At 36.2% G+C, this 20,400-nt stretch carries 20 protein-coding genes and 1 pseudogene; 15 read left to right on the top strand and 6 right to left on the bottom strand.

Annotation, left to right across the window (positions count from 1 at the left end; genetic code table 11):
- From V192_RS0110570 to V192_RS0110555, 4 genes are all read left to right on the top strand, one after another.
- Positions 1–1,044 (top strand): tyrosine-protein phosphatase, encoded by a 1,044-nt coding sequence (locus V192_RS0110570; protein ID WP_025871539.1) that lies wholly within the window; start codon positions 1–3, stop codon positions 1,042–1,044.
- Positions 1,044–2,474 carry a glycoside hydrolase family 1 protein gene (locus V192_RS0110565; protein WP_025871537.1) on the top strand — a complete coding sequence of 477 codons (1,431 nt, stop codon included), beginning with the start codon at positions 1,044–1,046 and terminating at the stop codon, positions 2,472–2,474. Before V192_RS0110570 ends, V192_RS0110565 begins: the two co-directional genes overlap by 1 nt.
- 342 nt (positions 2,475–2,816) lie before the next feature.
- Complete coding sequence (locus V192_RS0110560) at positions 2,817–3,302, top strand: gamma carbonic anhydrase family protein (protein ID WP_025871535.1); 486 nt, start codon at positions 2,817–2,819, stop codon at positions 3,300–3,302.
- 219 nt (positions 3,303–3,521) lie between these two features.
- Positions 3,522–3,884, top strand: coding sequence for an iron-sulfur cluster biosynthesis family protein (locus V192_RS0110555; RefSeq protein ID WP_025871533.1), 363 nt, complete (start codon positions 3,522–3,524; stop codon positions 3,882–3,884).
- A 143-nt stretch (positions 3,885–4,027) separates the two neighbouring features.
- Here the strand turns inward: V192_RS0110555 and V192_RS0110550 are convergent, their stop codons facing one another.
- Together V192_RS0110550 and V192_RS0110545 are read right to left on the bottom strand one after the other, a co-directional pair.
- On the bottom strand, positions 4,028–4,648 hold the full coding sequence (locus V192_RS0110550; RefSeq protein ID WP_025871531.1) for a flavin reductase family protein: 621 nt from the start codon (positions 4,646–4,648) through the stop codon (positions 4,028–4,030).
- A 24-nt stretch (positions 4,649–4,672) separates the two neighbouring features.
- Positions 4,673–5,644 (bottom strand): ring-cleaving dioxygenase, encoded by a 972-nt coding sequence (locus tag V192_RS0110545; RefSeq protein ID WP_025871528.1) that lies wholly within the window; start codon positions 5,642–5,644, stop codon positions 4,673–4,675.
- Positions 5,645–5,808: 164 nt separating this feature from the next.
- Between V192_RS0110545 and V192_RS0110540 the strand changes: the two genes are divergently transcribed.
- Both V192_RS0110540 and V192_RS0110535 read left to right on the top strand, forming a co-directional pair.
- Entirely contained in the window at positions 5,809–6,678 is an 870-nt protein-coding gene (locus tag V192_RS0110540; RefSeq protein ID WP_025871526.1) for an SPFH domain-containing protein, read from the top strand.
- 22 nt (positions 6,679–6,700) lie between these two features.
- Positions 6,701–7,351, top strand: a complete 651-nt coding sequence (locus V192_RS0110535) for an HAD family hydrolase (RefSeq protein ID WP_025871524.1) — start codon at positions 6,701–6,703, stop codon at positions 7,349–7,351.
- A gap of 105 nt (positions 7,352–7,456) precedes the next feature.
- On the opposite strand, the gene V192_RS0110530 is transcribed toward V192_RS0110535, so the two are convergent.
- Both V192_RS0110530 and V192_RS0110525 read right to left on the bottom strand, forming a co-directional pair.
- Entirely contained in the window at positions 7,457–7,960 is a 504-nt protein-coding gene (locus V192_RS0110530; protein ID WP_025871522.1) for a cupin domain-containing protein, read from the bottom strand.
- Positions 7,961–8,019: 59 nt separating this feature from the next.
- Positions 8,020–8,388 carry a hypothetical protein gene (locus tag V192_RS0110525; RefSeq protein WP_025871519.1) on the bottom strand — a complete coding sequence of 123 codons (369 nt, stop codon included), beginning with the start codon at positions 8,386–8,388 and terminating at the stop codon, positions 8,020–8,022.
- Between the two features lie 206 nt (positions 8,389–8,594).
- Between V192_RS0110525 and nox the strand changes: the two genes are divergently transcribed.
- The 8 genes and pseudogenes from nox to V192_RS0110485 all read left to right on the top strand — a co-directional run bounded on the left by nox (position 8,595) and on the right by V192_RS0110485 (position 16,284).
- Complete coding sequence (gene nox, locus V192_RS0110520; RefSeq protein ID WP_025871517.1) at positions 8,595–9,932, top strand: H2O-forming NADH oxidase; 1,338 nt, start codon at positions 8,595–8,597, stop codon at positions 9,930–9,932.
- A gap of 219 nt (positions 9,933–10,151) precedes the next feature.
- A complete protein-coding gene (gene mltG, locus V192_RS0110515; protein ID WP_025871515.1) occupies positions 10,152–11,588 on the top strand; it encodes an endolytic transglycosylase MltG in 1,437 nt (478 codons plus the stop codon).
- 259 nt (positions 11,589–11,847) lie between these two features.
- The gene (gene greA / locus V192_RS0110510; RefSeq protein WP_025871513.1) at positions 11,848–12,321 is read left to right on the top strand and encodes a transcription elongation factor GreA; all 474 of its coding nucleotides are present in this window, start codon (positions 11,848–11,850) and stop codon (positions 12,319–12,321) included.
- A 197-nt stretch (positions 12,322–12,518) separates the two neighbouring features.
- Entirely contained in the window at positions 12,519–13,250 is a 732-nt protein-coding gene (gene liaF, locus V192_RS0110505) for a cell wall-active antibiotics response protein LiaF (RefSeq protein ID WP_025871511.1), read from the top strand.
- A pseudogene (locus V192_RS19930) lies at positions 13,247–14,349 on the top strand (sensor histidine kinase). Before liaF ends, V192_RS19930 begins: the two are co-directional and overlap by 4 nt.
- Positions 14,324–14,956: a response regulator gene (locus tag V192_RS0110495; protein ID WP_025871509.1), complete on the top strand. Its 633-nt coding sequence runs from the start codon at positions 14,324–14,326 to the stop codon at positions 14,954–14,956. The pseudogene V192_RS19930 and the gene V192_RS0110495 overlap by 26 nt, the downstream one beginning before the upstream one ends.
- Positions 14,957–15,225: 269 nt before the next feature.
- On the top strand, positions 15,226–15,891 hold the full coding sequence (locus V192_RS0110490) for a potassium channel family protein (RefSeq protein WP_025871506.1): 666 nt from the start codon (positions 15,226–15,228) through the stop codon (positions 15,889–15,891).
- 81 nt (positions 15,892–15,972) lie between these two features.
- The gene (locus V192_RS0110485; protein WP_025871504.1) at positions 15,973–16,284 is read left to right on the top strand and encodes a HesB/YadR/YfhF family protein; all 312 of its coding nucleotides are present in this window, start codon (positions 15,973–15,975) and stop codon (positions 16,282–16,284) included.
- Positions 16,285–16,473: 189 nt separating this feature from the next.
- On the opposite strand, the gene V192_RS0110480 is transcribed toward V192_RS0110485, so the two are convergent.
- The gene (locus tag V192_RS0110480; protein ID WP_025871502.1) at positions 16,474–17,961 is read right to left on the bottom strand and encodes a helix-turn-helix domain-containing protein; all 1,488 of its coding nucleotides are present in this window, start codon (positions 17,959–17,961) and stop codon (positions 16,474–16,476) included.
- A 412-nt stretch (positions 17,962–18,373) separates the two neighbouring features.
- Between V192_RS0110480 and V192_RS0110475 the strand changes: the two genes are divergently transcribed.
- Positions 18,374–19,312 carry a glycosyltransferase family 2 protein gene (locus V192_RS0110475; RefSeq protein ID WP_025871500.1) on the top strand — a complete coding sequence of 313 codons (939 nt, stop codon included), beginning with the start codon at positions 18,374–18,376 and terminating at the stop codon, positions 19,310–19,312.
- Positions 19,313–19,363: 51 nt separating this feature from the next.
- Here V192_RS0110475 and V192_RS0110470 read toward each other — a convergent pair whose 3' ends face one another.
- Entirely contained in the window at positions 19,364–20,326 is a 963-nt protein-coding gene (locus V192_RS0110470) for a phosphoglycerate dehydrogenase (RefSeq protein WP_025871498.1), read from the bottom strand.
- Positions 20,327–20,400: the final 74 nt, after the last annotated feature.

Below are 20,400 nucleotides of genomic sequence, written 5' to 3'. Positions count from 1 at the left end.
ATGGAATTGATCAGAAAAAACAAGCAAATGATCGTAAAGGATCAAAACATAAAAGCAATTAAAGAAATAGTATTTAGTACGCATCCTTATAAGGGACATTGGCAAGCTATCGGTAAGAGTACGCAAAATAATAAGGAACTGATTTTTGACGATCCACTGCCGGAACAACGTCTTTATTACCAAGTGATCACACACGATTCCAAGCAAATTGTTGCAGAGAGACGGGTAAATTTAGTTCATAGTTTTAATATGCGAGATTTAGGCGGATATTTGGGCGCAGATGATCGTCCAGTAAAATGGGGCCTGTTTTTTCGATCGGATGATCTATCAAGCTTGGATGCACGCGACCGCCATTATTTAGAAGCGATGGGGATTCGATCAATTGTGGATTATCGTAGTGAATGGGAAAAGAAGAAACACCCTAATCAATATATTTCTAATACACAGACGTATGATTTCTCTCCAAACGCTAAAGTGGCGGCTCTAGCCTCGTCAACATTAAAAGATGATCAGGAAAAAGTCGCGCAATTAGTTTCACTAGCGGCATCTAATAACGGACGGAAAGAATTGGTGGCACGTCTAGATGAAATGGCACAGCAAATGGAAGAATTAGTAGCTGAACCCTATGCAATTACAGCGTACCGAGAAATGTTGCAATTGCTAGAAGTCCCAGAAAAATTACCAATGATCCAGCATTGTCGCGGTGGTAAAGACCGGACTGGTTGGGGAGCCGCGTTGATTTTGTTTATTTTAGGCGTATCAGAAGATACGATCATGGAGGATTATCTTTACACCAAAAAGGTAAATACTCTTAGAAATCAAAAGAGAATGGCAGAATATCAGCAATATACAGACAATGCCTTTGTTTTAGATTATCTATATAGCTTAATGGATACAAAAGAAAGCTATTTTATAAGAGCGTTAGATAAAGTAAAAGAGCTATCTGGGGATATAGATACTTATTTAGCAGAATATTTAGGAATATCAGCAAAGAAAAAACAAATGTATCAAAAGTTATATTTAGAAAGTGAGGGGAAAAAATAGTGGTTGGATTTCCAAAAGATTTTTTATGGGGCGGCGCGATAGCTGCCAACCAAGCAGAAGGTGGGTTTGGTCTAGGCGGTAAAGGGTTGAGTTTGGCAGATGTGCATTTATATGATCCAAAGCAGGATATCCAAGCAGCTAGTCTGGATTCAGATTTGACTCTCGCTCAAGTAGAGCAACGAATCATAGACCAAGATGGTTACTACCCTAAACGAGTTGGGATTGATTTTTATCATACGTATCCAGCAGACTTAGCCTTGCTAAAAGAAATGGGGTTTCAAACGTTTCGCACATCAATTGATTGGAGCAGAATTTTTCCACACGGGGATGAATTAGAGCCAAATGAGGAAGGCTTAGCTTTTTATGATCGTTTGATCGACTCAATTATTGCTAATGGAATGGAGCCGATCATTACCATGCTTCATTATGAAACACCTTTGTATTTAACTACAAAATACGGTGGGTGGCAAAATAGAAAACTAGTCGATTTTTTCGTGAGGTATGGCAAAATTTTATTGGAAAGATATCAAGGAAAAGTCAAGTATTGGATCGTGATCAATCAAATCAACTTGGTTCAATTTGAATCCTTTAATTCAACTGGAATTTGTAAGGACCAAACTGATCACTTTGAACAAGCAAAATTTCAAGCAATTCATCATCAATTTGTCGCTAGTGCTAAAATTGTTGAATTAGCTAAACAAATCGATCCTGATACAAAAGTCGGTACGATGGTAGCCGATTGCACCGCATATCCTTATTCTTGTGATCCAGACGATGTTTTATTAGCATTAAAACGTAATCGAATGCAGTATTTTTATACAGATGTTCAATTGCGGGGAAGTTATCCACAATATGCATTGAATTATTTTAGTGATCAAAAAATAACGATCAAAAAAGAAGCAGAAGACGATGCACTTTTAAGTCGAGCAACGATGCAGTTTTTAGCATTGTCTTACTATTATTCACAAACAGTTTCCGCTAAACAGGATACAATGGATCCTACGACAACAACTAAAAATCCTCATTTAAAGGCAAATCCATGGGGCTGGGCTGTTGATCCACAAGGGTTTTACAATAGCCTGAGTCAATATTATGACCGGTATCAAGTACCGCTGATGGTTGCTGAGAATGGCTTTGGTATGTATGACCAAGTAGAACAGGGTCGAATACATGATGAGTATCGTATTGATTACTTACGTGAACATATTTTACAAATGCAACAGGTGCTGCAAGATGGCGCTGAAATTTTTGCCTATTGCGCGTGGGGACCGATCGATATTATCAGTTGCTCCTCAGCTGAAATGGAAAAACGCTATGGCTTCATCTATGTTGATCAAGATAATACTGGTAATGGCAGTAAGCAGCGCCTAAAAAAAGATTCATTTTGGTGGTATCAAAAGGTGATAGAATCAAATGGGTGTATTCTATAAATCACCATATATAGATAAAAGTCGAGGCAAAGCATCTTGTTCGAGGCAATAACTCCTTACGGTTTTTTGATTTTTTAAGACTTAAAAATTGATGTGATCGAAGCGTAGGCCTTTAACTCTAGCATGTTCCATGCGTAGAAGTTAATGAGATCGAAACGAAGTGTAGTGTAATGATTGCTTCTGCTCCCACCGTTTATCCGAATTCTAAGTGAGTGGGATATGACTCAAAGAGTTATGTCCCACTCACCTTAGGTCTTTTTTCAATGAAAGGATGCAGTTAAGTAGTGGCAAGAATAAATTATTTGTTATACTTAACTCATTAGGAGAGGTGACGTTATGACAATGGAGTATTTTATTGCAGCAAGTGCAGATGTGTATGGCAAGGTAATATTAGCTAAGGATACGAGTATCTGGTTTCAAACTGTGATACGAGGAGACAATAACTCAATCACAATTAATGCAGGAAGTAATGTGCAAGATGGTACGGTGATTCATGTGGATCATAATGCGCCGGTCGTCATTGGTGAAAATGTAACAATCGGCCATCATAGTATGCTTCATGGCTGTACGATAGAGGATGGCGCCTTGATAGGGATGGGCTCGACGATTTTAAATCATGCAATAATTGGGCAAAATAGTATGATCGGTGCAGGTTCCTTAGTCACTGAAGGAACTGAAATACCGCCGAATGTTTTGGCGTTCGGGCGACCTGCGAAAGTGATTCGTCCTTTGACTCGAGAAGAGCTTCGCAAAAACAAAGAAAATGCACAGCACTACGTTAAGCTGTCAAAAGAATTCGCTGCTGAAAAATATCCACGATTAACATAGGCGGAGAAAGTAGAAAAAAATGACGCTCGTCTATAATGAATGTACGATGACGATTGAAAAGAAAAAACATTTATTAATAGAAGGATTCTTTTGGTCAACACATCTATGTGATTGGAAATCTGTCCCCGTTTTTGAATGGTGAAAAAACGCATAACTTTCGAAAAAATCATGCTCAAGTGTTATGCTTGGTGTATGAAGCAAGAAGGAAGTGAGGAATAAATGTTTTTAAAAGTGAGTGATGAAGCGCAGGTCAAATTGACTCCTTATATTAACGATGAGGCAGTGATTATTTTGGATCTAGATGATGGTGTTGGCAAGTATTCGAAAATGGGTGTTTGCTCGCTTGATACAAGCTTTCGCTTAGTGATATTGGAACAAATGCAGGATAAATCAGATTTTCAGTTAACATTGGATTCAGACATTGGGGCAGTTTATATCAAGGATTATTCTAAAAGATATTTGGATGAGGAAATGACCTTGGAAGTGGATCCTAGATTGCAGGTTTTCAAGTTGAAAAGCCCAAGCGGTATTTTGGATGGGAATGTTCCTATTGTAGATTTACGACCGGAGCATGAGGACTAGGTAAAAACGAATAAAAAGAGTGTGACTGGGGCGTAACTCAATGAGTTACACCCCAGTCACTTCTGTTCTAACCTCATTCAAAATAGACTAACAGGTAATCACTACAACTGTTTAACTTCGCGCCAATTTTGGACTCAACTTTTTTAGTTGGGTCTTTTTAGATCGAATAAATGATCGATATGAGCGTAAGTGTTACCTGCTAATCTTGCTACAGGTTGAAACGCTTCAGGTAAGATGTATTCATGTTCATGATCAAAAATCTGTTCATCAAAATAAAAATCCGTTATTTCCACTATAAATAAATCGGTAATGACCTGCTCTTCATGATTTTTTACAGGGATGTATTGATGAAGGCGCGCCTCCATTCGAATGGGAGCCGCTTTGATTCCAGGAACAGTAACGGATTTACTAGTAATTGTTTCAATTTCATTAATAGTGATCTCGCTTTGGTCAGGCTGTAAAGATGCTGCTGTTTGATTCATTAATTCAACAACTGAATCGTTGACTAGATGGATTACGAGTTCATTTGTTTCTAAAATATTTCTAGCAGTGTCTTTGATTTCACCATTTCGTCGAAGAATCGATAACGTCACCAAAGGAATATCTGATGCCGCAGCATTGAAAAAGCTGAATGGTGCGGCATTGATCGTATCGAGTTCTTTATTTAACGTTGTTACCCAGGCAATTGGCCGTGGGATAATGCTGCCGGATAAAAACTTATAAGCCTGTTTTGCTGATAAATCGCTTGTAGGATAATGCCGCATAGCTTCTCTCCAATTCTGTTTTCATTAACGTGGTTTATTTGCATCAGACGTATCAAACGGTCGCACAAATTCTTCGATTTCTGTTCGTTTACTTTCCAAAAATGGTGGTAAAGATAATTTTTCTCCTGCGGCTTCATAGGTTTCATCTTGTAAAAAACCAGGCCCATCAGTTGCTAATTCAAACAAAATCTGAGGAGCCGCTCTGAAATAATCAGATTTGAAATAAAAACGCTCAACAAAACCAGAATTTGGGAATTGTAATTGATTGATTTTATTGATCCAAAAACGTAAAGCTTCTTGATCAGTTACACGAAGAGCTAAGTGATGCACATTGCCGAACCCTTCTTGTGCTTCTGGAAGATCATTTCGATGTTCAACAATGATACTTGCTCCATTTCCGCCTTCACCTACTTCAAATAAATGAAAACTTCCCTCAGCATCAATGAGTTTGAAGCCTAATACCTCCACTAAAACTCGTTGCATGTGTTCAAAGTCTGCCACCGTTACAAAAACAGGACCTAGTCCAGTTAAAGCATGCTCAGCCGGCACATCTGATTTCTTCCAAGGGGTTCCACTTGCTACACCTTGATTATTTTCATCAGAAATCAATTGATAGTGCTGCTTGTCAAAATCCTCAAATTCCAAATACTTTTTACCAAAACGTTCTTTGATTTCTCCATGAGCGATTTCCTGTTCGTTAAAGCGATCGATCCAATAAGTCAATGATGCGTCGCTTTTAACGCGAAATGAAGTACGAGAGATAGAGTTGGTTCCTTTACTACCTTTAGGAATACCTGGAAAATCAAAAAATGTCATGTCTGTACCGGCCGATCCAAGATCATCCGCAAAAAATAGATGGTATGTTTCAATATCGTCTTGATTGACCGTTTTTTTGATCAGGCGTAGACCTAATGTATCTGTGAAGAAGCGATAAATTTTTTCTGCACTAGATGTCATTGCCGTAACGTGATGAATGCCGTGAATTTGTGTATCCATAATAGAAAACCTCCAAATTGATAATTGATTTTTACTTACTAAAAGTAAGTTTACATCTAAACTAATAAATAAGCAAATTTTTTTACTTTTCAGAACTATTGATAGAAAGAATAAAGAGGAGTACTATAGGACTAATACGTGAGAAAAGAAAGTAGGGGAAAAGAATGGAAGAGAAAAAAACATTTCATGTCAACGGATATATTGCTCTAGTGGTCTTGATTATTTTGACTGTTATCGGAGGCTATTGTGTTTATTTAGGTGTAGCAGATGAACGTGTTGGAATGTTGATAGTTGGTTTGGTCCTATGGGTGATTTCTGCTTTATTTTTAAGCTCATTGACCATTGTTAGTCCGAATCAAGCTAAAGCAATCCTATTTTTTGGGCAATATTTAGGAACGATCAAAGATAATGGATTATTTGTTACTACTCCATTAACTCAAAAAATCAATGTTTCACTAAAAGTACGTAACTTCAATAGCTCGTTATTAAAAGTGAACGATTCTGATGGTAATCCGGTGGAAATATCTGCAGTTGTAGTGTTTAAAGTAGTCGATACAGCCAAGGCCTTATTTGATGTGGATCGTTACCAAGATTTTGTAGAGATCCAAAGTGAAACGGCGATTCGTCATATTGCGACACAATACCCTTATGATACCTTTAACGAAGACGATCTTACCTTACGAGGAAATACAAATGAAGTTTCTGAGGAAATGGCTAAAGAATTACAAGAGCGTTTATCCGCTGCTGGGGTTGAAGTCATCGAAACACGGTTGAACCACTTAGCTTATGCGACTGAAATTGCCAGTGCGATGTTACAAAGACAGCAAGCTAAAGCCATTCTTTCTGCACGTCAGATTATTGTTGAAGGTGCAGTATCAATGACGCAAATGGCTTTGGAGCAAATCGAAGATGGACAAAAAATCAACTTTACAGATGATCGTAAAGTGCAATTGATCAATAACTTGCTAGTATCGATCATCACTGATAAAGGAACTCAGCCAGTCATCAATACTGGAGATGTTCACGAAAGATAGAATTAAAGCAAGGGAGTCTGTTATGCAGTATAAAACAATTTTATTTGATCTAGATGGGACGATCACAAATTCTGGTGAAGGCATCATTCAATCTGTGTGCTACGCGTTAAATAAGCTGAAATTACCAATTCCTGATCAAGAAGAACTATATTCATTTATTGGACCGCCGTTAAACGATACCTTTAAGGATATGTATCATTTAGATAAACAAGCAACAGAACAGGCAGTGGGATATTATCGTGAATATTACCAAGATAAAGGAATGTATGAAAATCATTTATATGAGGGTATTCTTGAATTATTGACTGATTTAAACCAAGCTGGATGTAGCTTGTATATCGCAACATCTAAACCAGAAATCTATGCCAAACAGATAATTACTCATTTTAATTTAGATAGGTATTTTGTTGGAATCTATGGGGCTAGTTTAGATGGTAAGCGTTCGAAAAAGAGCGAGGTCATTCGTTATGCATTAAGTGAGGCGAAAATCACTCAATTAGAAGAGACAATTATGATCGGTGACCGTAGTCACGATATATTAGGAGCAAAGGAAAATCATTTAGCTAGTCTAGGTGTTTTGTATGGTTTTGGTGATTTAGCGGAACTAGAAACAGCTGGCGCTGATTTTATTGCTGCAACCCCGAAAGAGATAGAAAAAATAATCATAAAATAAGCAACAAAAAAAGAGCTTTTTACCTGTCGAGGGATGTAGTGACCCCAAAAAGTTAGACTTTTTGGGGTCGGCTCACCTGTCGAGGGATAGAAAGCACTTTTTTTGTTACTCAGGTAATCGATCATAAGCTAACTGTTCAATAATATTCTGGTGCGCTGGATAAAGTACATTCAATTGTTTTTTAGTGAATAACTCAAAATCTTGATAATCAAATCCAGGTGAAACCATACAGCTTACTAAAGCAAATTCGCCATTTCCTTCAATGCTTGAACCAAAAATCACATTTTTAGGAACAACTGCCTGAAGTACTTCACCTTTTTCTAAATCCATTCCTAACTGAATCTGCTCGTATTGACCATTTGGGTACAATAGATGAATACTCAAGGCGGAGCCAGCATGATAATACCAAATTTCATCAGAAGCTAAACGATGAAAATGAGAAGGATTTCCTTTGGTTAACAAAAAATAAATACTTGTGTAATAAGGTCTGATTGTATTATCTGAAGTTTGCAGAGTTTGTTCACAGCGCAAAACTTGTCTAAAATAACCACCTTCAGGATGTGGTTCTAACTCAAGCTGTTTAATCCAGTAATCTTGTTTTCTTTCCATGTCCATTCCTCCAAAATGAAAATAATTTTCCACAGGTTTATAAAATAAATCAGAAGTGATTATAGGGCAGTCGTTTCCTCAAACGCTTTATTTAAGCGGATCATTTGGTCTTCTGTAAAATACAAGGGACCGTTTTCTCGGATTTTCTCAATCATTGAGAGCTCAACAAGAGGCGGAAATTCTTCCACATATCTAACGAAAGCTTCCAAGCCTTCTTCATTGTTTTCAAAATGATTATCTGTGTCAGGAATAGTTTTTTCGAAAATCTCAGCTAGCTCTTTTGGAGAATGAGAAGTCATTTTCTCAGCTGTACTTGAGGTACTGGTTTTTGACTCTTTGACTTCCGTTTTCGTTTCAGGTGTGCAGGCAGTAAAAAAGCAAAGAATAGACCCAGCTATTAGACTCACCAATATTTTTTTTAATGTCATAATCATACCCCTTTCAGTAAGTTTATTTTACCTGTTATTATGTTAAAAATGAATCTTTATTTTTGTAAAAGGCAGGATAATTATGATGATTTAGTGAAAAAAATGAGAGTTTCTCAAATATTTTAACGAAAGACTGATAAATTGATAAAAGAAAGCCCTTTCTTGCGGTATAATTAAGTTCAATAAATCACATGAAGGAGAGTTTTATGAACAGAACAAAAACAGTCATTGTCGGTGCCAATCACGCAGGAATCGCTGCAGCAAACACATTGTTGGATACCTATCCAGATCAAGAAGTAGTCATGATCGATCGCAATACAAATCTTAGCTATTTAGGGTGCGGGACAGCGCTATGGGTAGGTCGTCAAATCGAATCTTACGAAAACTTATTTTATACGAACAAAGAGGCCTTTGAAGCAAAAGGTGCTAAAATCTATATGGAAACAACTGTAGAAAGTGTTGATTTTGAACAAAAACTCGTTCATTGCAAAACACATAATGGTGAAGTATTTACAGAAAACTATGACAAATTGATTTTAGCTACAGGTTCAGCACCAATCAACCCAGATATTCCAGGTAGAGATTTAAAAAATGTTGAATTCTTAAAACTATTCCAAGATGGACAAACAGTTGATGCTGCTATGGCTAAAGAAGAAGTGAAAACAGTTGCAGTTATTGGGGCTGGATATATTGGAGTCGAAATCGCTGAAGCGGCTAAACGTCGAGGCAAAAATGTCCTCCTTTTTGATGCAGCGAAAAGATGTCTACCAAATTATTATGATAAATGGTTTACAGATGATATGGACAAAGTCTTAGCTGATAACGGGATTGAACTTCATTATGGTGAACTGGCTAAAGAATACAAAGGGACTGAAAAAGTTGAAGCCATCGTGACTGACAAAGGAGAATACGCTGTAGATCTAGTTATCAACGCTATTGGGTTTAGACCAAATAATGGTTTAGGCAAAGACCACTTAGAATTATTTGCTAATGGTGCATATCTTGTTGATCTTCATCAGCAAACAAGTGATCCTAGCGTATATGCGGTCGGTGATTGTGCAACCATTTTCTCAAATGCTGTACAGCAAACGACTTATATTGCCCTAGCAACAAATGCGGTTCGTTCAGGAATCGTTGCAGCTCATAACATTGGAGGAACCCCTTTAGAGTCGATTGGCGTGCAAGGATCAAATGGTATTTCGATTTTTGGCTATCATATGGTTTCTACAGGTTTAACAGTTCAAGAATCTGAAAAACAAGGATTGAAAATAAAATACACTGAATTTGAAGATTTGCAAAAACCAGGTTTCATGAAAGAAAACAACACTGTGAAGATCAGAATTGTTTATGAAGAAGATTCTCGCCGAATTGTTGGCGCACAGATGGCTTCTTATGAAGATATTTCTATGGGAATCCATATGTTTTCATTGGCAATCGAAGAAAAAGTAACGATCGATAAGCTTAAATTACTTGATATTTTCTTCTTGCCGCACTTCAACCAACCATATAACTATATTACAATGGCAGCACTTAGCGCAGAATAATTTAATAATGGAGTTGTCTTGGCTTCTACCATTTATCTGAATTTCATGTGATTGAAATATGACTCTTAGAGTTATGTTTCAATCACGCTTTTTAATTTTATTAGAGAAAACAAATCTTACAAGTTAGTGACTTTTCTCTAAAAAAGTTTAAATTTAAAAAGCTTTCATGTATAATGGTAAAAGTTAAAGAAGATACATAGAAAGTAAGGAGGATTTGTTTTGGCAGAAGATAACCAAAATAATCAAGATCATTCCAAGTCTTCGTTTAAAGATCAGGTCTTGCGTTCTTTGCGGGGAGAAGAAATAGGAAATGATGATTCAGCTTCTTCTGAACACAATGCTCAGAACGTATCACAGCCGAATGAAGCAGAATATAATAGAACATATCAATCTCAGCCGAATGATCAAACAGAACCGATCGCACAAGATGAGATGGAACCAGTTGGCTCACGCAGTGTAGAACATCATTCAAAGCGGGCTGAGCAATCTGATGAGCAGTTTGAATCTAATCATAGACAAACCACTAAAGAAGAGAGTCCAAATAAGCGTACCAGAAAAAAAGAAGATCGCATTGTTAGTCGGATCGTGTTGATTGTCGCTTCAGTTTTGATACTAGTGATTGCTATTTTTGGATTCACTTTCTACAATTACGTGAATCAAGGGCTGCAACCACTTGATAAAAAAGACAATAAACTAGTTCAAGTACACGTTCCGGAAGATTCGTCGAATAAAAAAATCGCGAATATTTTAGAAGACAGTAAAGTCATTAAAAGTGGGTTAGTTTTCAATTACTATGCAAAATTTAAAAATCTAACTGATTTTCAGGCTGGTTATTATCAAATGTCGCCAGATATGACGCTTGATGAGATTGGGGCACTGCTACGAGAAGGCGGAACAGCTGAGCCAACCCAGCTTGCAGATGGGAAAGTAACGATTCCAGAAGGCTTTGATATCGATAAAATTGGTGATGCGATTGAAAAAAATACTAATTTCAAGAAAAAAGAATTTATCGATTTGATGAAGGATCAAGCATTTTTTGATACAATGAAGCAAAAATACCCAGAACTATTGGCAAGTGCAGCTGAAGCAACTGATGTTCGTTATCGTTTGGAAGGGTATCTGTTCCCTGCAACATATGATTATTATAAAGAGGCTAAACTAGCGGATTTTGTTGATCAAATGGTTGCAAAAACAAACAGTGTGATCGAACCCTTTATTCCAATGGTACATGCTAAAGGTATGACGATTCAGCAAGTATTGACTTTGGCTTCATTGGTCGAAAAAGAAGGTATCAAAGAAGATGATCGTAAGAAGATCGCCCAAGTCTTCTTTAATCGAATTACAGCTAATATGCCGTTACAATCGGATATTTCTATTCTGTATGCTTTAGGAGAACACAAAGAGTTAGTTACTTTTAAAGATTTAGAAGTGGATTCACCATATAACCTCTATAAAAATACTGGGTACGGTCCTGGACCTTTTGACAGTCCTAGTGAACAAGCAATCAATGCAGTGTTAAATCCAACGCCTAATAATTATCTTTATTTCGTTGCTGATATTTCAACTGGGAATGTCTATTTTTCAGAAACATACGAACAACATCAAGAATATGTTGAGAAGTATGTAAATAACACTGAAACCGAAAAAAGTGAATAGCCTTTAAGTTTGCGTATTATATTACGAGCCAACCTATAATTTAGGCGGCTCGTTTCGCTTTACCTTGACTTCATAATTGTCTAACAAAAGAAATGCTGATTGATTATCGAATTAGAAACTTTCTAGCAGATTTATAAAAATTAAGAGAATATTATTTACAATTTGCTTAAAGCGTGGTACTCTTTTGTGGATTGAAAGCGGAATTTTTCAATGAAAATAAAAATAAAACATTGTAGTAAGTTAAGAAGGAGAAATTAACATGGTAGAAAAAGTATTTCCGATGACACTTGAAGGAAAAGAAAAATTAGAACAAGAATTAGAAGAATTAAAGACTGTTAAACGAAAAGAAATCGTTGAACGTATAAAAATTGCAAGAAGTTTTGGTGATTTATCAGAGAACTCTGAGTACGAATCAGCTAAAGATGAGCAAGCTTTTGTAGAAGGTCGCATTACAACTTTGGAAAATATGATTCGATTTGCACAAATCATCGATAATGGTGGCGTAGATTCAGATGAAGTTTCAATTGGGAAAACAGTGACATTCATTGAATTGCCTGATGGTGATGAAGAAGAATACACGATTGTGGGAAGTGCAGAAGCAGATCCTTTCTCTGGTAAAATTTCAAATGACTCGCCAATTGCACAAGCGTTGATCGGTAAACGTTTGAATGATCAAGTTGCAATTGCAACGCCAGGTGGAGATATGCAAGTTAGAATCATAAAAGTTGGCTAATAAAACAATGAATAAGAATAAAGGGCGGGCCAAAGCTATAAGTAGCTTTGACTGGCCCTTTAAACCTGAATAAGTTGCGGTACGATCATAACTATTGTTGAAAATTAGGGCTAAAGTCCTATAGTAAAATGGGCCTTTAGCAACTAACATTAATAGAAGAATCAAGGTATACTGATTTCATAGGAAGGGGGATTATCATGAACAACCCATGGCGTTTTTTTATCGTAGTAGAAGCTTTACTTTTTATTTTGGCATTATGGCAAATTTTACATAATCCAGGTCTGATTATTTTATTGGTACTGGGTATCTTAAGTGTTACTTATGCAATGAAAAAGGTTCATCGTAGCAATTTTAATAACTTTCAATTAGTGTTGGGGGTCATCCTGATTTTAATTGGAGTCATGAATAGCCCAGCGTTTTGGTTGATGTTAGTATTTGGCGTTTTATTTATCGGTTTAAAGGGTGTAGAGATAGCAGGTGTTGATATTACTCAGCGCGCTCCATGGCGGAAAAAACAAATGATCATGGTGGAAACAACCAATGTTGAACCTAAAAATGGTCGTCGCTTCAAACGTTCGTGGTTTGCCAATGAACGTATCGGAAATAATGTTTACGAATGGAATGATATCAATATAGATGTTCTTTCAGGCGACACTATCGTTGATTTAGGGAATACATTGCTGCCCAAAGATGATAGTATTATTATTATTCGTAAAGGCTTTGGCCGCACCAGAATTTTAGTTCCGTTAGGAGTAGCAGTGATGTTAGAACATTCTACATTCTACGGAAATGTTAACTTTGAAGAAGAAAAATATCATCTGAAAAATGAATCATTGAAAATTTACAGCAATGATTTTGATACAAATAATCGACGCTTAAAAATCATTACTAATACGTTGGTTGGAGACCTAGAGGTGATCCGCGTATGATGGGTAAAATTTCTCGACAGATGCTTTCTTTATATGCTGCCTGTAGCACATTTATCGTTGTTTTACTCACATTATTTTCATACTTCCACTCAATCAAACAGAAAAATTGGATGTTGGAATTACTTCAAAGGAAAGTATTTTACATTCCTTTGATTTTCCATATGGTCTTGATTTCTCTTTTGGTTGGTTTATCGACCTTTTTACTCGTATCTATTGTACAAAAAGCCCAATATGGTAGAATTGAAGAAAAACTTCGTCTATTAGCAAGAGGTAGCTATGAAAATCCTACGATTGCCAAAAGTGTTCCTCACGCAAGTAATGATCAATATATTGGCGAAGTCGACCAAGATATTTTGAAAATCAGAAAGAAATTATTAGAAATGTCCAAAGAATTGCAATTATTGAATAGCCGTCCGCAATTGATGGATGGCGAGACAAAAGAGGAAATTTTAGAAGCTGAGCGCCACAGACTGGCAAGAGAACTGCATGATTCTGTCAGTCAACAGCTTTTTGCGGCGATGATGATGCTCTCTGCATTAAATGAACAAGCCCAGCGAAGCGAGACACCAGAAATGTTCCGCAAACAGTTAGTGACTGTAACGGATATCATCAATGCATCGCAATCTGAGATGCGGGCGTTATTACTTCATCTACGTCCAGTAAGTTTAGAAGGAAAAAGCTTGCGAAAAGGAATCGAGCAACTATTAAAAGAATTGCAAACGAAGATCAAGATCGAGTAACGTGGGATGTCGAAGATGTCCATTTGAATAATAGTATTGAAGATCATCTATTTAGAATCGTTCAGGAACTACTTTCTAACACGCTACGTCATGCCAAAGCAAAAGAGCTCGAAGTGTACCTTCATCAAGTAGATAAAAATGTTTTATTACGTCTAGTAGATGACGGAGTTGGTTTCGATATGAGCGAAAATGATAATAAAGCGGGTAGTTACGGACTAAAAAATATTCGTGAGCGTGTAGCTGGTATGGGCGGTATTGTTAAGATAATCAGCTTTAAAGGTCAAGGAACAAGTGTTGAGATCAAAGTCCCTGTAATAAAGGAGGAAACAACAAGTGATCAAAGTAATGTTAGTAGATGACCATGAGATGGTGCGACTAGGAGTATCTTCTTATTTGTCTATTCAAGAAGATATCGAGGTGATCGGAGAAGCTGAAAACGGTCAGATCGGGTATGAAAAAGCATTGGAATTACGTCCAGACGTTATTCTAATGGACTTAGTCATGGACGTGATGGATGGCATCGAGTCAACCAAAGCGATTTTAAAAGATTGGCCGCAAGCACGGATTATTATTGTTACTAGTTTTATTGACGATGAAAAGGTCTATCCAGCAATTGAAGCTGGAGCGGCAGGCTACCTATTGAAAACCTCGACTGCTCACGAAATTGCCAACGCAATTCGTGCGATTTCTAGAGGAGAACGTGTTTTAGAGCCGGAAGTAACAACTAAAATGATGGAACGTTTGACCAAAAAACAAGAACCTATTTTGCATGAAGACTTGACGAATCGCGAACATGAAATTCTAATGTTGATAGCAAAAGGCCGCAGTAATCAAGAAATCGCAGACGAGTTGTTCATTACTCTTAAAACAGTTAAGACGCATGTATCCAATATTCTAGCAAAATTAGATGTCGAAGACCGTACACAAGCGGCTATTTATGCGTTTCAGCATGGATTAGCTAAATAAAAACAAAGTTAAACGAGCTACTTTAAATAAATACACAGCGAGAATGCAACTCCTTTGAAAATAAGCTGACGTTCACTAGATTTTCGTGAAGATTAGCCTATTTTTAAAGGTGTAGCCTTTTTTTATATGGAAAAAGATTCTGTATAGATCAAAGCACCACTAAGAAATTCATTCTCCCAACGGATAGAGCAAGGATTGACTGCTGTTTCTGTTCAATTGCCTATTGGTTTGTTATACTTAAATTAAATTTGATGCTAGGAGAAATAAACATGAAGCAAAATTTTGCAATTATCGGCCTGGGAAGATTTGGCGGCAGTATCTGTCAGACTTTGGTCGAGTCGGGCCAAGAGGTTTTGGCTATTGATAGTAATGAAGATCGAGTAAATGAATACATGAATATCGCAACGCATGCTGTTGTGGCAAACGCTCAGGATGAAGCAACCTTACGTTCTTTAGGTATTCGCAACTTTGATCATGTAGTTGTTGCAATCGGTGAGGATATCCAAGCTAGTATTTTAGTTACATTAATGGTAAAAGAAATGGGTGTGCCGAACGTTTTAGCAAAAGCAGTCAATGAATACCATGCAAGAGTATTAGAAAAAATCGGTGCAGACCTAGTTGTCCATCCAGAACGAGATATGGGAATTCGAGTCGCTCATAAGTTAGTTTCCAGAAATATTTTAGACTATATTGAATTATCAAATGAAGTGTCTTTAGCAGAAGTGCGCGTGTCAAATCCGAAATTTTATGGTAAAACATTAGGTGAATTGAACTTTCGTCAGCGCTTTGGCTTGACAGTCGTTGCTATTCGCCGTTCAAAATCAGAGGTGATTGCGTCTCCTGCAGCAGAAGAGATGGTTAGAGAAAATGATAACTTATTAGTTGTCGGAGAAACAGATGATGTGGATCGTTTAGATGATAAGATGAATGAGTGAGATCAAGCACTTTATTCTTTGAAAATCAAAGTCTATGCTAAAATGACAAGTGTGGTATCGTAAGTTAGGAGGAAATTGAGAATGAAATTAACAATTACACCGCGTGCACAAGAATGGTTCAAAAACGAAGTAGGTGTTACCTCAGATAGTGGTATTCGTTTTTACGGTAAAATTTATGGTAAAACTGATGTACATGATGGCTTTTCTATCGCAATGTCTGTAGAAGCACCAGATCAACCTTTAGTAAAAGAAGTGATCGATGGCATTACTTATTTTATCGAAGAGACAGATGACTGGTTTTTTAAAGGATATGATTTATTAGTGGATTACGATGAAGAAAAAGATGAGCCAAAATATAAATTCGCTGAAAATAAAGAAGATTTGAAGCAATAAGCACAACAAAATGAACAATGATGTAAAGAAAAAAGTAACACAGCCTAACTTTACAATATGATCAACATCATCATAAATACGAAGAAGGATAGTACAGAAGTAGTGTTGAACTGCTGTACTATCCTTCCTATTTTATTTCATAGTGAAATCATAAAAAATTGCCGATATTATAAGTGAAACAATTCAATATCAACCAACAAAAGAAGCAGATTTTTCTGTGTATTTTCTATGTAAAACATCAATAAGAGCAACTTGATAATCTAATGCAGGAGACAGTGGGATGATTTGGAAATTATCATTTTGCTTGATTTTATCTGGCAGTAAGAGTTTTGATGTCGCTATGTAAAAATCATAGTTATCCATGGATGTTGAAGAAACAAATGAGACAGAAATAAATGAAATTTGCTCTAAAAAATCAAAAAGTGATTGTAAAAAAATCGCATTTGGGGATAAAATAATACCCACATTCAATTGATATTTTGGATTACTTCGTTCATAAAAAGGTAACATTAAAAATGAACAAATGTAGACCAAATCATCCAAACAGTTTTTGATCCAATCAAATTCAGGAATTAAAATAATCTCTTTCAAGAATGTTCTAACTTTTGCAGAAAGAGGACTGTATAACGGATTTTGCTCTTTGATACATGATTCCATGAAGTTGATAGCTAATGGAAGGGAATCCTTTAATACAGAATGATTGAGGCAAGTCGTGAAAATATTGATATTCAGTAAAACCTTCTCATCATTAGATAAACTTTTTTCTGAAAATAGAGGTAAGTAAAAATCTTCAAAACGCTCGATCAAGTTACCTAATGGTTGCTGTTTACTGTTCATGTATTCTTGTACGAAAGGAATTCGAGGATCGTCGGCATAAAAATATATACTCCAATAAAACATCATGAATGAAAGAAACGTAACTTCTCGTTCTATAAATGGTTGAGGCAACCTTGATTGTTCCAATTCTTTGACAAAAGACATACTTATTTTTGGAAAGGTCAGTTGTTTAAATGGAGGCTCGATAATGTAATGCTTTTTTTTGATGCGCAGACGAGAAATCGTGGTCAGTAAATACCACTCTCTAGGTTCAGTGTAAGTCATCCATTGATGGTCCTCTGGGTCAAATAGATCAAAGCCTCTTTTTGATTCACCTAATGCTAAAAATAGATCTTCGCCATACGATGCGATCCAAAAGAAGTTTAAATAAACGATCCGAATCAAGTTCTCCTTTCCAGTCAGTTGAAGTTTAGAGCAATTGAGTTGAATATCGAATTTTTTTAAATAATTGATCAGTGGCTGCAGTCTTCTGATGATCGATGCTCGGCTAATAAAGTGATCCCTACAAAAATTTTCTATAGTATAATTTTTTTCTAAAATTGTTGCAAGTAAAAACCTATAAGGTAAACTTTTTCGAAACAAAAATTGAGAATATGGAATATCACGTAGTTTTGATAGCTCGATATGTACTTTTCCTTGATCGTTCAATAGCTCAAGTTCTTGCTTTTCCATGAGATCTTCATGTATTTCAGCAAATAGTGAGTTCAAGCGAGCATAGGAAAAATCTGTGAATTGTTCAAAATAATGAATGCTATATGTACCGTCTTTGGTGTTCAGTAACTGATTAAAAACGCTGATTTTGCGTTGAGCGACATCATCTAACAAAATATCTTCTAACATATTTAATCTCCTTTTTCTAAAAATAGTATGTTTTTTCGTTATTAAAAGAATATATATATCGTGAAGTACAGATATTCTAGATGAAAAAACACTCATTCTCTTTATAATAACCATTAATTCAAGAGATTTCAATTGGAAACCAAACTAAAAACAAAAATGTAATAATTATTTAAAGTTACATTAATATATTTTTTTAGAGATGCAAAAACTCATGGAATATAGGTTTTATGGTTTTTTTGTTTTTGTTTAATTAAAAAATATGTGTTATTTATACTTTAAAAATTTATTTTAAAGACTGTTCTGTTTTGTTAATACTGTTCTGATAGTTGATTTGAAGCCTTACTTGTTTTTTTGTTATTCGATTATAGATATGTGTTATAATCAAAGAGAATACTTTTTTGGAGGAAATTTCATGCTATCTATTATTGTTCCTTGCTACAATGAAGAGGAGTCAATCCCCTTGTTTTTTGAAGAAGTGGAGAAAGTAAGTTCACAAATTCAACATGACATAGAATATATATTTATTAACGATGGATCAAAAGATCAAACGTTAAATACACTGAGGAAGTTATATAAAGAGCATCCTGAAAAGGTTCGTTTTCTTTCGTTTTCTAGAAATTTTGGAAAAGAAGCAGGATTATATGCTGGGCTTAAAGAAGCGAAGGGCAGCTTGATTACCGTAATGGATGTTGATCTACAAGATCCACCAGAACTACTACCGAAAATGATTCAGATGTTAGAAGCAAATCAAGAATTGGATTGTATTGGTACAAGAAGAGGAGACCGAGAAGGGGAACCGCCTATTCGTAGTTTTTTTGCTAAGAGATTTTATCAACTGGTCAATAAAATCGGTGAAACAGAAATGGTGGATGGTGCCAGAGATTTTCGTTTGATGACTCGTCAAATGGTGGATGGCATTTTAGAACTGACCGAATATAACCGTTTTTCAAAAGGTATTTTCAGTTGGGTAGGATTTAATACAGAATATCTATCTTATGAGAATCGTGAACGGGTAGCAGGCTCTACTTCGTGGTCTTTTTGGAGTCTGTTAAGCTATTCGATCGATGGTATTGTCAACTTTTCGGAGGCACCATTAAATCTAGCTTCTTATGTTGGCGCATTTTCATGTGTGGGATCTGTTATTGCGATGTTTATTATCTTCTTTAGAACTATTATTCAAGGAGATCCTACTAGCGGATGGCCTTCTATGGTTTGTATTATTCTATTTGTCGGTGGTTTGCAGCTGCTTTGTCTTGGAATCATTGGTAAATATATCGGTAAAATTTTCTTAGAAACAAAAAAACGTCCGATTTATCTAGTTAAAGAAACAGAGAAAGATCAAAAACAATAAAAATACCGACTCGAAGGGACTTACTAGTCGCTCGGGTCGGCATTTTTATTACTAATAACCTTGGTGTAAAGCTATTTCGTTTTTGGCTAAAGTTTTATCTTTCAAGAACTGTCTAAGATTTTGTGTAAATATTCTCAGCAGTTTTGTCTTAAATTCAGGTGTTAGGCCGGAAATGTGAGGCGTAATCAAGACATTCTCCATTTGCCATAGCGGACTGTCATCAGGCAATGGTTCTTCTTCAAATACATCCAATGCAGCAAAACTTAGCTGTTCTGTGTTCAAAGCATGGATTAAATCGTTTGTATTGACAGATGGTCCGCGACCAACATTAACGAAAACAGTGCCAGCTTTCATTGCAAGAAACATTTGCTTGTTGTACATTTGATAGGTTTCATCGGTCAGTGGAAGAATGTTGATGACGATATCCATTTCATTGACGATGCGGCTCATATTTTTATGTGAATAACACTCGATAAAACCATTAGTCACATGACCGGAAGTGTTCACTCCATATGTTTGGATACCTAAACCTTGTGCGAAAACAGCGAGTTGTTGTCCAATGTGTCCAGTGCCGACAATCAGCATTTTCTGCATAGATAACTGCCGATAGGTAATGTTTTTTCTAGTCCATTCTTTTTTTTCTTGATTGACAATACTAGTACGAATGCCGCGAAATTCGGTTAATAAAACACCTAACACATGCTCTGAAATTGAGATGCTGTGAATACCACTTGCATTAGAGAGTAAAATTCCTTTTTCAGCAAAACGCTTCAAATCATATGAGTCTACCCCAGCAGAAACTGATTGGACCCATTTTAAACGGCTAGATTCAGAAGCTAATAAACGTTGCCCTAATGTATCATCCCAGCCGAGCATGATTTCAATATCATCTTCAATTATTTGAGCAGTTTCTCTTTTAGCATCAATAATGATATGATCAGGAGCCATTTGTCTGATTGATTCAACTTGTTCTTCTTTCATTTGTTCATAAAGATAGATTAGCGGTTGTCCCATGTCGATTCCTCCTTGCTAGTCTATTGTAACAAAAAAGCCTCTCAAACCAAAAAAGATTGAACTATTGACAGTTC

Origin of the sequence: Enterococcus crotali, assembly GCF_000633635.1 — a bacterium.
GTDB classification, from domain to species: Bacteria; Bacillota; Bacilli; order Lactobacillales; family Enterococcaceae; genus Enterococcus_L; species Enterococcus_L crotali.
Note: the sequence above shows the minus strand (reverse complement) of the source record. Positions and strands in the feature narration are given on the sequence as shown.

Bases quoted from the DNA above. Each gene is read 5' to 3' on its own strand.
- V192_RS0110560 (WP_025871535.1), top strand. From the start codon at position 2,817: ATGGAGTATTTTATTGCAGCAAGTGCAGATGTGTATGGCAAGGTAATA.
- V192_RS0110570 (WP_025871539.1), top strand. From the start codon at position 1: ATGGAATTGATCAGAAAAAACAAGCAAATGATCGTAAAGGATCAAAAC.
- V192_RS0110545 (WP_025871528.1), bottom strand. From the start codon at position 5,644: ATGGATACACAAATTCACGGCATTCATCACGTTACGGCAATGACATCT.
- V192_RS0110485 (WP_025871504.1), top strand. From the start codon at position 15,973: ATGAAATTAACAATTACACCGCGTGCACAAGAATGGTTCAAAAACGAA.
- greA (WP_025871513.1), top strand. From the start codon at position 11,848: ATGGTAGAAAAAGTATTTCCGATGACACTTGAAGGAAAAGAAAAATTA.
- V192_RS0110470 (WP_025871498.1), bottom strand. From the start codon at position 20,326: ATGGGACAACCGCTAATCTATCTTTATGAACAAATGAAAGAAGAACAA.
- nox (WP_025871517.1), top strand. From the start codon at position 8,595: ATGAACAGAACAAAAACAGTCATTGTCGGTGCCAATCACGCAGGAATC.
- V192_RS0110480 (WP_025871502.1), bottom strand. From the start codon at position 17,961: ATGTTAGAAGATATTTTGTTAGATGATGTCGCTCAACGCAAAATCAGC.
- V192_RS0110490 (WP_025871506.1), top strand. From the start codon at position 15,226: ATGAAGCAAAATTTTGCAATTATCGGCCTGGGAAGATTTGGCGGCAGT.
- V192_RS0110530 (WP_025871522.1), bottom strand. From the start codon at position 7,960: ATGGAAAGAAAACAAGATTACTGGATTAAACAGCTTGAGTTAGAACCA.
- V192_RS0110525 (WP_025871519.1), bottom strand. From the start codon at position 8,388: ATGACATTAAAAAAAATATTGGTGAGTCTAATAGCTGGGTCTATTCTT.
- V192_RS0110550 (WP_025871531.1), bottom strand. From the start codon at position 4,648: ATGCGGCATTATCCTACAAGCGATTTATCAGCAAAACAGGCTTATAAG.
- V192_RS0110540 (WP_025871526.1), top strand. From the start codon at position 5,809: ATGGAAGAGAAAAAAACATTTCATGTCAACGGATATATTGCTCTAGTG.
- V192_RS0110475 (WP_025871500.1), top strand. From the start codon at position 18,374: ATGCTATCTATTATTGTTCCTTGCTACAATGAAGAGGAGTCAATCCCC.
- V192_RS0110535 (WP_025871524.1), top strand. From the start codon at position 6,701: ATGCAGTATAAAACAATTTTATTTGATCTAGATGGGACGATCACAAAT.
- V192_RS0110555 (WP_025871533.1), top strand. From the start codon at position 3,522: ATGTTTTTAAAAGTGAGTGATGAAGCGCAGGTCAAATTGACTCCTTAT.
- liaF (WP_025871511.1), top strand. From the start codon at position 12,519: ATGAACAACCCATGGCGTTTTTTTATCGTAGTAGAAGCTTTACTTTTT.